Below are 16,020 nucleotides of genomic sequence, written 5' to 3' on the forward strand. Positions count from 1 at the left end.
CAAATCATGGAGCGACGATGTCGTGGTACCCATACATTCAAAACCAGAAATAGAGCGATGTCTTATGAAAAAAGAACCATGTGATAAATGGCAGAAACTAAGTGAACCCCCACGAATTGGCTCGCATGGCACGACTTCGGTTGCATCACGGGTGTGAATGCTTACGAATTACCCAGTAGCCATGGGCGAGACGTGTCGGGCGGCCGTGCAATGAGCCCATTGACTAATACTCGACCTCAACACCGAAATAGGGTGTAAAGCCAGGTGAAAGCACGGTGGTTTGTGCAAAGCCATTGGCGGCGTCCGTTGGCAGTCGCAGGTTCAAATGCTCGTAATAGTTTCGGTCGAACAGGTTCTCGACACCCGCAGTGATATTTACATTATCGGTCGGACGCAGATATCCGCGGAGATATGAAGTCGCAAATCCAGGTGTTGGAGTTTCCAATTCGATTGGCACGTCTGAGCCACTTGCCGGCACCGGACGTAACGTACCGAGACGGTCTTGGTTGTCAACGATCCGCCATCCCCATTCCAACCCATAGGCGTTTTCCGGACTGGCATCGATCCATCGCATCCCCAAGCGGCCTTCCAAAGGTGAGATCCCTGAAAGCGGTTGATTGATTTCTCGGTCACGACCGTCAAGGTACGCCAAACTGCTAAAGACTTGGAATCCTTTCAGCAGATCTGCTTCGCCGTAGGCTTCAAAACCAGCCAGAGTGGCATAGTCGGTGTTCAACGTTTTTAACAAGCGGGCACCGAGTGGATCTTCGATCGGGTTAGCAGCGTACGTGATGTAGTCGTGAATCCAAGCATGAAACGCGCTAAAACGTCCGCGAACAAAATCGTATTCCGCATCAAGTCGCGCATCGATCTGCCAGTTGCGTTCTTTCTTCAAATCCGGTGTCCCAATGATGCGACTAAAACCGCTCTGAATCGTGGACAAGAAAAGTCCATCGCTATAGCGGTCGGTCAAATCGGGCAAACGTTCGGCATAACCGAAACCAACTCGCGTTCGCCAAATGTCGGTCAATTCAATATCATTGGTGAGATAGAATGAGAGCAAAACATCCGAAACACTTAAGTCCTGATTCACTGCTCCGCTAGTCGCGTCTTTGAAGTTCGAACGATCGGGCAGCGTGGTGCCATCGGCCCTGGTCGAGGCGAATGCGACGCGTGATCCACCGGCAATATTCCAGCGACGATTCACGCCGTATGAAAATTCGGTGTACATACCAGGATCAAAAACTTCGGCGACCGGCAAACCCGATTCAAAAAAAGGATCCGAAATTGAGAATTGACTAATGTCATATCGTTCAATAATGCGTTGACGTATATAGCGAAAATCAGCGCCAGCTGCGATCGAGGTTGTCTCGTCGTATTCTTGTTTGAATCCGCCACGAATACCCGCCAAGCGGATACTGCCATCGACATCGCCGACAAATTTCCGAGTGTCATTAGGTATCACAGTGCCCGTCGAGACTGCCAACGCACTGTCAACGCGTTGTAGCACAGGAAAGTCACTTCTGCGTTTTCCGGCTTGGTCAGTATCACCATTGAACTGAGTGTCGGAATACCAGGCATCGATGTTGTACCCAAACCCGCTCATATCGTCGTGATGAATGATGCTTTGGCTAATCCCGTAGTGTTTCAAAGCGTCAACGTCAAAGAACTGTCCGGCGTACTCAGTCTCACCTTGATCCATAAAGCTGAATTTTGTTTCCGAGCGTGTGGCATCATCAATGTCGTGACCGAATGCTGAAAATAGATTCAACGCTTCGTAACTCGAAGGGATGTCCAAGCCATTGCCGGCCTCGTAGTCGCTACCTTTGCGGTATCCAAGATTCGCGTAGTAACCACCTTGATCACCGCCGCCTAGCAGTGTGGCAGTATTATAGGTTTGGCCACCATTGGCACGGACGTGAGTCCCAAGACGCAAGTGGTTTTCACGCCCGTTTTCGTAGCGAGGCGTCAAGGCGGAATCCACATTTACGAATGCAAAACCGCTGCCGTAGCGAAGGCCATAAGGTCCACTGATCACTTGCGTGTTGGCGATCAGCGATTGGTCAACTTTACTAAGTACGCCATCGAGGTCATTGCGAACAGGACCGACAAACGCACCGTCAAACGTCGTGTAAATTTGGCTTCCCGCGTATCCGCGTACTCGTGGTTCCAACGAGATAGGACTTCGTCGCCGGGCGCGCACGGTCGGTGCGACTGCTGCCTCGACAATCGCCTCCGCCACATCCGGGACGTTCACCAAACTGAATGTGCTAGCCGGTACGATGCTCAAAGGCGCTGTTTCAACGACACCGGTATCGAGCGGGCCGGTGGCCCGTTCCACCGCTTCTACCTGCGCAGGTGTGTTCAGACTTGTTGATGCTACGCTTGTGAGTTCAGGCTTGAATAAGTCGAACGCATCCAAACGACTAGCCAAGTCGGAGTCGTCGGACATGCCAAATGCCGAACGGTCTGAAACACCTTCGAAGTCAGTGGGTTGGGTTGCCTCGGTTGAAGCTGATTCCAGTTGCACCAGTTGGATTTCGGGGGTGGCATCCGCCTCGATCCAATCTGCGATCCCAATCACACCCGAGTGTGGATTGTCAGGATACGCTGCGGAACTCATCGACACGTGCGCAAGAAGCAGTAGTAATAGTACTCGCTTTAAACGACAAATCATTGCAGTGGCCCCCCGACCAACTACTCACACTTTCAGGATCAATTCAAATCGATAGGCATGCGCGAATTGTGAGAGAACGCGCCCATGTTCTGTAGAATCGACTTCTTTAGGGGGGGCGGATTATTCCAAATCCCCAGATAACGATGATTTTTCGGCTTCTAACTCATGTGACGGTTGCACGAGAGACGAAGCATTGCCCGAATAGACCATTGACCAAGTTCAACTCACCAATGTTGGTCCTAAGAATTCGAAACACCCAAGTAGAAGTTCAGTGACATATCCGTCTTGATGAACTCGTTTATGCTTGCTGGGATCAATCGGTCTCCACCGTGGTCCGGCTGAATTCGTCATACCGGATCTTTCCGCTCTGGTGCCTCTATTGGCTACTTACTTGAAACGAGATTTGATAGCATCCAACTACTTAAGTCCCGGCGAAAATTTTTGTCTCGCATTTGCGTTAGCTGCTCCCTTAGAATTTCGCGATCCTTCCCGACAATTCGACCAGCCGTTTGAAGCAGCAGACTGCGAGCTTCCTTCTGTTTGCTACTCACTGAATAGATAAGCTGTTTGACTTGGTCCAGCATCGTATGCTGTAGCATTTCTTTGGTCTTGTCCTTCGTCTTTCTTTCCATAGGAACGGAGTCGATACCGTCAAGCAGCTTGCTGTAGGCGACAAGTCGATCGGCGAGAGGTGCCGAAGAGAGTGACAAGGCATTTGCGTGAATCATGTCCGCGAATAACTGTGCCTCAAGATACGAATCAACCAATGTCGCGCGTTGCTCGACTTCGTTCTGGAGCTTCTCGAGACATTTGATCGCCCTCCGTGTCGCTTGGGTTTCGGGCGCACCGTAGCTCGTCGGAAACCCTGCTTCGCGTACGTAGAACGACAGTTCACCGAGCCAAGCGGAAACCGCGACCGGATCGCCCGCAAGTTCCTCAAACCGCTCGTCAGGTATCGCCTGAACTCGCGGGATTAGCTCTTCGGATCGCTTGAGCACCTTTAGCAATTCACATTGTAATTGAAGGCTTTTTCGGTACGTTGATGCACCTGGGTTCCGCAATTCCGTATCCAAAATTTCAAGTGCCTGTTGTTGCTGTTTCGGATCATCGCTTGCGAATAGACAGTCAGCATAGAACCAAATCATCTCAGCACGAAAATGCGAATCGGGATCGGACTCTTCCACTTGCTTCCAAACCTCGCACGCTCGCTTGGCATCCGCCGTCGCCTCGACAAGGTGCCCCTGGCGCCCTTTGATCTGAGCACTCCATCCGAGCCATTGTGCTTGGATCGCAGGAGAGCTCGCTGGGTTAAAGTCGCCAAGATCTTTCTCGGCCTGCGCAAGTTCACTTGGCAACCCCATATCCCTTGCATAACGATAGCGACACCGAGCTAACGAGTAGCTCGCTTTCGTTGGATCGGTCCACCTTGTCAGCTCAACGGAACGCTTGAAAGCATCGATCGCGTTTATATAGAGCCGTTTTTTTTCATTCAGTGGAAGATTGCAATAGAACGCCAAATCCTCCGAACTATTGCCCAAAGCCATGTAGGCATCATTCATTGGCACAAAATCGAGCTGTTCTCCTTCACCACCATAGGCGGTAAGCATTTCGGTGGCTTTTCTCGCGCTCTTCTCAGCACTTCTTAGTGCCTCCAATCTAAAATTCGTCTTCTCTTGCGGCTCGAAAGCAACAACGACCAACGTGTTCGCGTGACGCACGTACGCGGTGTAGAGGCTGATAAGGTGGGATGGTTCTACCGAAGGAACATCTTCCAACCGATCAATGGCAGTTTCGAGAGCCTGAGCGGAGATCCTTAGAGCCTCGACGCGTTGATCTCGGTCGATGATTCCTTGAGCATCCTCGTATCGACGGAATGCTTGCAGGACGGCGATATTCGGATTGTCGGGATCAAGGTCGCCGGCGTTCTGCAAATAGCGATCAAAGTCCGCCTGCTCCGTTTCGTTCCACGGCTGACCGGATGCTTCTTTCTGTCGCTGAGCCAATTCTGCGGCCGCGATGTACAGCCGAGCTTGTTGCGTAGGATCCGATACCCGATCAGCAAGTGTGTTGGCCGACATTTCGAGGCCATCCAAACGGTCGACCGATTCCGGTGACGAATCAAAAGCAACAATTTTGCTCGCGTGATCAAGCTTCAGGTAGTGCTCACAAAAATGCTGTAGCGAAACGGTGGGTAGATTGGAATCGTCTCGAATTGCGAAAGGTTTGATGATCTTCATCGCGGGATCGAGTATTCGCTCGACCCACTTCACCGAATCCAGTTCACGTTTGCCCAAACCAATATCTAATACAGCCACGGCCGTTTGCAGAAGTGCCGCGGCCGCCTTGCTGTTGGTTGGATTCGACTCACAATAATCAAGAGTGTACTCAAAACCGGCTCGATAAAGTTGGCCCAGATCGGGACTTGGCGCGGCATCGTCTCGGAAAATCAACGCTCGCAGCTGGTCGGGAATGCGAAGGTCGGTAATGCTTTTCCCTTCTCGCTGACGAGTCGCGACCTGCAGCAAGAAACTCTCAATTTGGAAATTCTGCCAACCCTTGGTTGATTCATCCTTGACCGACTCCAACCACCACTTGGCCGCCGCAATTCGATCGGCACCGGCATCCGAGGAGTAAAACCGTTGGCTCAACACTTCGCTATTGCGAACACCGGATTCCTCCACGCCGAGATTAAGAAGTGCTGTGGCAACCCACTCACAGCGTTCGGGTCCCAATTGCTTTCTGGCTTCAACGCTCTGCGGTAGCAAGGAAATCTTTTGCCAATCCTCGGCTGCCGACGCGGGCAAGTTCTGATGCCATCGCGCAAGGCCAACTAGATAGTCGCCATAGCCCGCCGGGATACGATGTGCCACATCCGTGAAAGACTCGATGTTTTCAACGCGTTTCTGCATCGGTCCCGCCGTGATCCCACCAAGTCGACTATTTTCCTCAGCCGCAGTTTCAAGTTGGATGGCGGTCGCCAAGCTCAGATTCAACCCTGTGGATCGCTTTGCGATACTCTGGACCGTCTCGGAACTTTCGGGATCGGCCATTGCGTTTGGGCCCGCTTTGATTGCGGCGGTCAAAAATATCGCATCGATGGCAGCCACGGATTGCCCCTGTGAACTATCAACTAGCTTCAATCCCTCGGCATGGATGGCTCGGATATCCTCGAGATCCACCCTCGATTCAACCGCACTCGCTCGAGCAAGCACTTCGTTGACCCAGGGACTTTTCGCCCGTTGAAAGAATGCCTTAACCGTCGAGTCTGATTGAAGCATTTTTTCAATCAAGCCCGCGAAACACTGAGCCGCTTGTTCTGTTGTGTTGACACGAAGTCCACCGCGAAGCATTTTAAAAACCTCAGACTTCTGTCTGATTTTCTCATCGCTTGGATTTGGATACGTCTCAGAAAACTTGGCGAACGCATCATCAAACGCTTGCCACTGACCAGCGGCAATTTTGTTCTTCAGATCATTCAAATCGGCTTCGATGAAAATATCGGGCCACGTATTGATGATCCGCGGTCGCAAGCCTGGACTCTGCTCAGTCGCCCGCTTCAGTTGCGTGATCAAACCATTTTCACCCTCACTCATCTCAACCCAGCGTTCACCGCACCACGACGGCAAACTTTGACGTTGCTCCGACGTCATGATTTTCTGAGCAAATTCGAGGTCACTTAGCACGTCATCCTGTACGTAGCGATCGGCCGCTGCATCGGTATTTTGATGCAACAGTGCCATGCTGACAATCGTAACCGGCGTTTGACTCGACTTACCGTTCTCACGAATCCATTGCCGAAGCTCACTCTCGTGCTCTGGCGCAAGTGATTGTCGATCCAAAGCAGCAATTTGGACACGTGCGGACAACACGTTTGACTTCAGATTTTTTACTTGCCGCGATGCGGGGTCTAGAAATGGAGCGTTCTCGTCCGTGTAAATTTTCTCGACTAGTGAAAGCTGCTCGGAAATCGGGTCATTCGAATCTGGAATTCCGCCGCCATTGAGCTGATCATTACAAACACGAATCCAAACGTTTGCCGTATCCGCAGTGAAGCTTTGAATCTCTGCCCTTAGCTCTTCATCCGCAGAAGGGTAGGCCATCGTGACGTCATCAATCGCACGGGACAGAAGTGAGAGCGAGTGACTAAAATTGTCTGCATTGATAGAGGCGATATTGTCGAAAGCGGTTTTGCTCGCTTGGGCTTTTTTGAAAAGCTCTTCGGGCTGGACTCCGCCGGAAAACGTACGCTGCCATGACTCCGGCGATACCGCTCGCCATGTGAAAGCACCGCCGAAAAGCATTGCCGCGACGAGCGCGGATCCGGCGAGCAGTCTTGGCAAAGTAAACGCACTACCAGGTTTTTCGACTCCTGTAGCCACCGCCAACGCTTTAACGAATTCGGTACAGGACCCAAAACGTTTGGATGGATCAGTGTCCATCGCGATTCGCAGCACCTTGCGCTCGCGCGTCGAGACTTCATTCAGATTGAGGTCGCCGGTGCCTTTGGCCAAAATAATCGATGCTTCGGTGGTGATATCGAACGGCAACAATCCGGTTCGAAGTTCAAAATAGGTCACCGCCAAAGCATATTGATCCATCGTCGAACTATACGTCTGGCCGCCTAACACCTCCGGTGCAGCATAGGCAGGCGAAGCAAACACACGACGCGTCATGCGGCTGTCGCCTTCCATCTTGTTTGCTAAACCAAAGTCGCAAACTTGAACGCCACCACCAACAAGTAGAATATTTTGCGGCTTCACGTCACAGTGATAAATCGCGTGAGAATGGTTTAGCAAATCGATCGCCTTGGCCGCTTCTCGCAAATACAAAACACACTCGCGCGGCTCTAACCCCGCAGCAACTTTACGGTGTTCGGGATTTTCGGAGCTCAATCCAGCTTCCTGGCGAGCCAACTGCAATCGATCGTGCAACGTACAATCGCCCAGCCCCATCACGACGATCAATTGCTCCGCGTGATGCGCGTCGGAGTCGGCCGCTGTACTGCCAACGGCTGCACGTTCAGTGGGCTTGGGAGGGAACCCCGCTTGCATGGTGCTGGTCGCCCAAGTCGTGGAATCCTCGTCGTCGAACGATTCGGCTTCGACGCTTGTCTCACCGTCTTTTAACAGATGTCCCTGGCTGTCTTTCGTCCAAAATCCATGGACCGGACAGAGGTTGGGATGGCGGATGTTTCGCAGCTCTTTAAGCGCTTTGAGCTCTTTACGGCCGCCGATGTCCGATAACGACCGAACCACTTTGATCGCGACATCGGTCCCCCCCGCGGCTCGGCCTTTCCACACGTCGCCAGAAAATCCGCCACCCAATCGATGCACGAGAGTATATCCCGGGACAACTTCTTGCCCCGCTTCGTACTCTAAATGGCTCGCGTTGATCCTTCGATCGCTCATAAGACCTCATCGCGTCGCGATGCCGGGGAATCGTCCTCCATCAGTTGGTGGACCGTTTATTCTAATGCATCAGACGGGGCATAAAGACAAGACGCTCAAAAATGGGACTCGCAATCGCCGACAAGCCAGCCAACCGACTGCCGTTAAAACAGTTAAAAGCCTCGCAACCTGTCTTATTTCCTTGATCCCTAAAGTCCGTTTGATTTAACTTAATAAGGGGCAATCATGGTGTTTTGACACCCCTCTGGCTTGCCCCCCGGTTGGTAATATTGTAATTGACTTGATTGCTCGTTGCATCCCTCAGATATCGCAGCTCGATTCCGCTTTGAAGATTTCACCATGACGAGAATGAACTGGCCACCTTCTTGGTTCGCAAACGATACACGCATCACCAAACGATCGAAGCATCGCGGCAAGAAAATCCGTCGACCGCTGCGTTCACGCGCCATCTTGCTCGAATCGCTCGAAGGCAGATTGTTGCTGACCGGAAACGGCGGCTCTTTGCTTCCCATAGCCGAGAATAACCTGGCGGTCGTCGACATCGATGATGTCGGGTCCGTGGTTTCCGGGCCCGGCAGCGAGTACGCCATCAGCGGTGGTGCGGATCAATTACAGTTTACGATTGATCAGACGACCGGAGAGTTGTCATTCCTAAGCGAACCCAACTTCGAAGTTCCAACCGATTCCGATAACGATAACGAATACGACGTCGAAGTGACGTTGACCGACGCAACCAACGCGTCGGATTCGATTCTCTATTGCGTTGTCATAACGGATGTGAATGAGACTCCGTCGGCCGTGGCAAATGGTCCTTACGCAGTTCACCTCTCCGAAAGCTTGACCTTAGATGCGACCGGGTCGATCGATCCCGATCAAGGCGATTCGGTCCATTTCGAATGGGATCTTGATAGTGATGGAAACCCGGATGTCATTACTTCAAACATCGTCACGACGATAGAGGCATCCGTTTATACGCCACTCACTGGTACTGGCGAGAATACGATTTCGCTGAGTGTGTTCGACTCACAAGGACTTGTCGCAACCGACACCGCAAACCTTAATGTCTCGACGACCTTCGCCTTTTCTCCTACAGCAGACCTGACCGACGATACGTACTCGTTAGTTCGCAGTGGAGACAATTTTGAAATTCGCGATTCATCAAATGGAATCTCGCTTGCAAGTGCGCCGGTGGCGTTGGTCGAACACATTCAAGTGAGTGGATCGGATGATTCTGAAACGCTTACGATTGACTATTCAGGTGGCATGATCAATGTGCCTATCCGTTTCGACGGAGGCCACCAATCCGTCACAGGCGATGCGTTGGTTCTCGAAAACGGGGTCGCTGACACGATCGATTTCGGTTATCTGAACGAGCACGATGGCTCCGTCGCGATCGACGGATCCACGATTACCTACACCGGACTAGAGCCAATCACGTCGTTGATTACGGCCGTCAATGTGGTACTGAATTTTAGCAATACCGCCGAAACGATCACGACGACCGATGCTGGCGTTGGCATGACGAATGTTGACTCAACGACTGGCGAAACGACGACCTTTGCCAATCCGACGGGAACTTTGACCATTAACACCGGTGCCGGACCCGATATCGTCAACGTCGAAGGCGTTGGAACCGGCTTTAATGCCGATTTTGTGATTAACGCTGCTGCTACCGATTCGATAAACTTCCAAACCAACGCAACCGACATCGGCACTGGAACGTTGTCAGTCGAAGCAGGATCAATCCAAGTCGATGCCATTGTGGATGCAGCATCCGTCAAGTTGGTAGGCAACGATACTATCGCGATCGGTGCCGATATTACCGCGACCACGAACATCGTACTCCACGGCGGAACTGATGGAACGGGATCCATCCAATTCTCTTCGGTAGGCGTGAACTTATCATCTGATACCATCGATTTACGTGCAGGCGACGGTACCGGTGGCACAGGAACGCTTTCATCGATTGATGTAAATACCAACTTGCCGATGTTTCGCAACAGTGCTGGTACCGCAGCACCCGACACGTTCAATTATCGCGTCGATGCAACGATTCTTGACACCGACTTGCCGGATGCAACCCAATTCGCCGGAGCTGCCTTGCCAACTAACTATGGTTTGCAATCCGATGATGGCGACGTTTCCATCACGTCTGGTGCCGCCGCATTAAAGACCGCCGGTGCAAACCTCACAATTACGACCAACAGCCTCGACAACGCCGTCACACTGACGGGAAATGGTATCCAGGCTGCCGGCAGCATTGTTGTGAATACCGGCGACGGAGCCGATACATTAACGCTGGACTTTGCTGCGGGAAACCCAGTGCCGCTCGGTGGACTGACATATAACGGCCAAGGAGACAACGGCGCACCGGGCGACAACCTTGTGCTCAACGGGCCAAATGTCAACGGCATCGCTGCAACCACCATCACACACACTTTCAATAACGAAAATGATGGATCGGTCGAGATCATAGCGGGGATCGAAACCGCGACGATTAACTATACCGGTCTTGAACCGATTGCCGACAACTTGAGTGCCACCAACCGCATTTTCACCTTCAACGGCGGTGCGGAGACAATCACCGTTTCTGATGATGCGGTTTTAAACAACAATCTTTCGATGATCGATTCGACACTCGGTGAAATGGTCGTGTTTGTGAATCCAACAAACACAATGATAGTAAACGCTGGAAGCGGCAGCGATGTTGTAAACGTGGATGGCATCGATGGCCTTTTTGCCGCGACGACCACCATTAACGGCGACGCTGGAGATGACACGATTCGCATTTCTGCGCCATTCACCGCAACTCTTAACGGTGGCGATGATAATGACACATTCGATATCGATGCGGCTTTGACCGGAACTATCAACGGTGAAGCTGGCATTGATACGCTCCAAGGTGATTTGATTGTCAACGCAACGCTGACCAATTCCGATGCCAACGGATTTGACGGCACGGCGGATGGCGTTAGTGGCGGATTCAACGATATCGAAACGTTGATCGGCATCGGCCCAGGAACATTGACGGGCGAGAATCTGGACGCGACTTGGGCTCTCAATGGCACGCCGACTTATACGGAAGGCGCCGACTCGTTGAACTTTGGCGGTTTCGCCACGCTACAAGGTGGATCTGCAAGTGACACGTTTAATGTGACCGCTCCGAGCACGTTCGATCTAAACGGTGGTGGTGGCAATGACAGATTCGATATCGATGCGGCTTTGACCGGAACTATCAACGGCGAAGCAGGCAGCGACACACTCCAAGGTAATTTGATTGTCAACGCAACGCTAACCAATTCCGATGCCAACGGATTCGACGGCACGGCGGATGGCGTCAGCGGCGGATTCAACGATATCGAAACGTTGATCGGCATCGGCCCAGGAACATTGACGGGCGAGAATCTGGACGCGACTTGGGCTCTCAATGGCACGCCGACTTATACGGAAGGCGCCGACTCGTTGAACTTTGGCGGTTTCGCCACGCTACAAGGTGGATCTGCAAGTGACACGTTTAATGTGACCGCTCCGAGCACGTTCGATCTAAACGGTGGTGGTGGCAATGACAGATTCGATATCGATGCGGCATTGACCGGAACTATCAACGGTGAAGCAGGCATTGATACGCTCGAAGGTAATTTGATTGTCAACGCAACGTTGACCAATTCCGATGCCAACGGGTTCGACGGCACTGCAGATGGCGTTAGTGGCGGATTTAACGATATCGAAACGTTGATCGGCATCGGCCCAGGAACTCTGACCGGTGAAGATCTGGACGCGACTTGGGCTCTCAATGGCACGCCGACTTATACGGAAGGCGCCGACTCGTTGAACTTTGACGGCTTCGCCATGCTGCAAGGTGGATCTGCAAGTGACACGTTTAATGTGACCGCTCCGAGCACGTTCGATCTAAACGGTGGTGGTGGCAATGACACATTCGATATCGATGCGGCTTTGACCGGAACTATCAACGGCGAAGCGGGCAGTGACACGCTCCAAGGTGACTTGATTGTCAACGCAACGCTGACCAATTCCGATGCCAACGGATTCGACGGCACGGCAGATGGCGTCAGCGGCGGATTCAACGATATCGAAACGTTGATCGGCATCGGCCCAGGAACTCTCACGGGCGAGAATCTGGACGCGACTTGGGCTCTCAATGGCACGCCGACTTATACGGAAGGCGCCGACTCTTTGAACTTTGACGGCTTCGCCATGCTGCAAGGCGGCACGGCGATCGACACGTTTAATGTCTCTATCATAGTAACACCGACGACGCTACTTGGTGGTAGTGGCGATGACCTCTTTAACCTCTCGTCCGACGCACCAATAAACAACGGCAATGTTGACGGTATCGCAGCGGCCTTGACGATCGAGGGCGAAAGTGACACGGACGTCCTGAATATTAGTGACGAAGGCGGCGCAGCAGATGCAAGTGGATTATTAACTTCGACGACGATTACAGGACTCGGTAACGCAGGTCCGATTACGTACGCCACAATCGAAACATTAAACTTGGACCTCTCCGATGCGGGTGACGATACGCTAACGATCGCCAGCACTCATGGTGGAACAACAAACATTGATGCGGGAATGGGCAATGATATCGTCAATGTGCAGACAACGACCACCGGTAGCACAACCACAATTAGTGGGAGCGAAGGCAATGACACTTTCAACCTCGGTTCCTCCACGAACCTGTTAAACGGCATTTTGGGTCAAGTCATTTTCAACGGCAACGCGAATCTTGCCACTCCGACGACGACCGACAGTGTGGCCACAAAAGGCAACACGGCGACTCGGACGTTGCCAGTCGGCGATACGTTGAACCTGTTTGACCAAGGTTACAACGCGGCGGCCCAGTACAACTTGTCCGACGGCATGTTCAATCGGGACACCACGGTTGCACCGACGATGTTCGCAACGGTGGAAACCATCAACCTACTGGCGGGCCAAGCGGCAAACGACATCAATGTGCTCGACACGACCGATAACACGAAGACCACGATTATTAGCCAAGACGTGGCGGATGACATCGATGTCACGCTAACCGGCGACGGCAGTGTCTTGATCATCAACAGCGCCGGCGGCAATGACTCGATCGACATCGCCACCACGGGCGCTAACAGCGTCAACATCTTCAGTGCCGATGCCGGCGATGACGTTTTGACGCTGAGCGGTGGCGGTTTGGACGCGGGAATTGAACTGGTCGGTGGCACAGACAACGACGGTTTTGACATCGTTTCAACAGGCCGAGCGCAGGCATTGGTTGCAAGTGGCAATGCTGGCGACGACTTATTCGGTGTCGTTGGCGTTTCGCTGGTGACAAACGTCGAACTGTTTGGCGACGGTTCGACCGCTTCGCCGACCGACGGCGTGGACACGTTCGATCTTGGGCATCAACTAAGCCAAATCGATCAGCCAAATTCGATCAACACCGGCAGCGTTTCAGCATTGCTCGGCGAGATCTGTGTCGACGGCGGTGGAGGCCCAACGACGGAGACTCCGGCATCCGTTACCGCTCGTCGATCGCCTGACGTGGGAACAATAACGGTAGCTCAAACGTTCGAGCTATCGGATCGACTAATCTATAGCGATGCGGGCGCAATCGAAGGTGCTCAGTATGGCATTACACCAACGACGATCAACAGCACCAGCACACCGGGCGGCATCGTCACGGGGACGGTCACTTACGAAGCACTCGAAGCCGTCATTGCACGTACTAGCGGCTACGCGGATACAGTTAATGTCACTGGCACGGCGAACTCTACACGATTCACGTTGATGACGGGTGATGGGAACGACACCGTCAACATCGAAAACTTGGGTACGGATTCGATCGCTGATGTTACGACGGGAATCATTAATCGAGTCACGGACACCGACGCTGACACGATCATCGTACAAACGACCGGCGACGCAAGTGTGCTGAACCTCAACACCGCCGCAGCAGCCGTCGGTGGCGATGTTTCAGCAGTGGCCAGTGATGTTGACAATGTTTCGATCTTCGGTCGTGGAATTGGCTCAGGCATCGATGTCATCACGGGCGACAACATCAACACGTATCCTGATCAGGACCAAATCACGATCGGTAACGCGACACCCTCACCTTCACCGGCGGGATTGTCCGGCCAAACCGCGGTGATCGTGGTCGCCTCGGGTGCTGGATCGGACACGTATGAAATCAACGAAGTATTCTTGGAAACCATTGTCGATCTGCGAGGCGAAACTGGCAACGACACGTTCAACCTCCACGCAGCCGGCTCCGACTCAACCGGCAACCTCCAACGACTGAACGACGATCCAATCAATGTGACGGGACAAGACACGGTTGCGAAGACACGTGAATTGTTAATCGACGGTGGCGACAATACTGCAGAAACCCAAACGGTAACCGAAGGCGTTGTGATTTCCTCTACCGGTTTAGCATCCGAACCGACCATCGAAGACGTCGTCGTAGGTGATACGATCAACGTCGATGCATCGGCAGCAGCGACCACACTTGATTTGCGATTCGTAGTAACAGGCTCTGCGCGAGGCGTTCTTGCCACGCCGTTGCCTGCGAGCGAAGGAGATCCTCCTCGCAGCGAAACCGGTAACGAAGTGTTTGATTCCATGTCGGTCGAAAACGTAAATATTGTGAGCGGCGACGCTGCGGATGTGTTGACGATTTCGAGTACGGTGCCATTCGGTATCGCTGAAACTGGCCAAATCATCCGTTACACCGGTGGCCCAGCAGATGACCGATTGGAGGTACTCGGGGGTGACGAAGCGGACCGAATCACGATCGGTCAAGTCAACGACCCCGTCGAACCGATCGAAATTTCGAATGTCGAATACATTCGTGTCGATGGTGGCGCGGGGGATGACCAAATTGCCAACGACACTATGGCGATCAGTGTGCTTGACGGTGGCCCCGGCGGCGATTCGATGCTCGGTGGCACAAGGCAAGATGTGCTTACTGGCGGCGAAGACGTCGACTTTATCTTTGGCCGTGATGGAAACGACATTCTTCTATCGGATCAAGACTTTGGGTCCGACACGCTGCTGCCCGTTGGTGGCGAAATTCTCGACGGTGGCGACCAGGACAACCTCGATCCAGGCGACGTTTGCATCCAAATTGGTCTCGACAAAGTGCGGAACTGTGAATTGCTCGGCGATGGTGGTGCCGAAAAGGATGTTCTAACGTGGCTCCGTGGCATCCTGGTTCCACTCGATTCGATCTCGTTCGAGGCGGATGATCCACGATTCGATCCGTTTGATCCCGTAGCCGCTTCTCCAACGCCGCTACTTGCAACGACCGAAATCAGTTCGGTTTCTCCGGCCGTCTCGTCGCCAACGCCTGATCCTGAGACCGATGCGGAAGGTGAGAACATCTTCGATGTCAATCGCGACGGTGACATAACGGCGCTCGATGCGTTAATCGTTATCAATGAGGTCCAGAAAAACTCTACCTCGCTGCAAACCGATGGCGAATCCGAACGAGTAGCCGAAGACATCACCACAAAGATGCAAGTGGATGTGAACCGCGACGGACAACTCTCGGCACTGGATGCGCTGCTAGTGATCAATGAACTCAGCCGTCGTACGGCTCCTACGCTGGCCGCTGGCGAATCGGTTCAAACCGGCCTGCAACAAATCATTGATCTGGATAACAAAGTCGAGCTGAAAGACAAGGCCGAAAAAGCGGTGGCTGAGGAATCAATCCTAGATGCTCCTGCCGCGTTAACCGGCGGAGCCGAGCAAGCGAGTTTTGCGGAATCAACTTTGGTTCCCTGGGCTGAGGCAGTTGACTCGGTCTTTGAGACAGCTCACAACAGCGACGAGAGTGCAATCGCTGAATTCGACCACCTGAAGCTTCTCATTGAGATGCCAGAAAAACAATAGCGGCAACAACGTGCCGCTATTGTCAAGGTTTAGAAAACCGAGTTACCA

The 16,020-nt window shown here is 52.8% G+C and carries 3 protein-coding genes; 1 reads left to right on the top strand and 2 read right to left on the bottom strand.

Features of this window, described 5'->3' with window-relative positions; translation table 11 throughout:
* Positions 1-223 precede the first annotated feature (223 nt).
* Together CA13_RS17420 and CA13_RS17425 are read right to left on the bottom strand one after the other, a co-directional pair.
* A complete protein-coding gene (locus tag CA13_RS17420) occupies positions 224-2,677 on the bottom strand; it encodes a TonB-dependent receptor domain-containing protein (protein ID WP_419194503.1) in 2,454 nt (817 codons plus the stop codon).
* Between the two features lie 383 nt (positions 2,678-3,060).
* Entirely contained in the window at positions 3,061-8,085 is a 5,025-nt protein-coding gene (locus tag CA13_RS17425) for a protein kinase domain-containing protein (RefSeq protein WP_146398725.1), read from the bottom strand.
* Positions 8,086-8,424: 339 nt separating this feature from the next.
* Here CA13_RS17425 and CA13_RS17430 point away from each other — a divergent pair, with 339 nt between their 5' ends.
* The gene (locus CA13_RS17430) at positions 8,425-15,972 is read left to right on the top strand and encodes a dockerin type I domain-containing protein (protein ID WP_146398727.1); all 7,548 of its coding nucleotides are present in this window, start codon (positions 8,425-8,427) and stop codon (positions 15,970-15,972) included.
* Positions 15,973-16,020: the final 48 nt, after the last annotated feature.

This window comes from Novipirellula herctigrandis (assembly GCA_007859835.1).
GTDB classification, from domain to species: domain Bacteria; phylum Planctomycetota; class Planctomycetia; order Pirellulales; family Pirellulaceae; genus Novipirellula_A; species Novipirellula_A herctigrandis.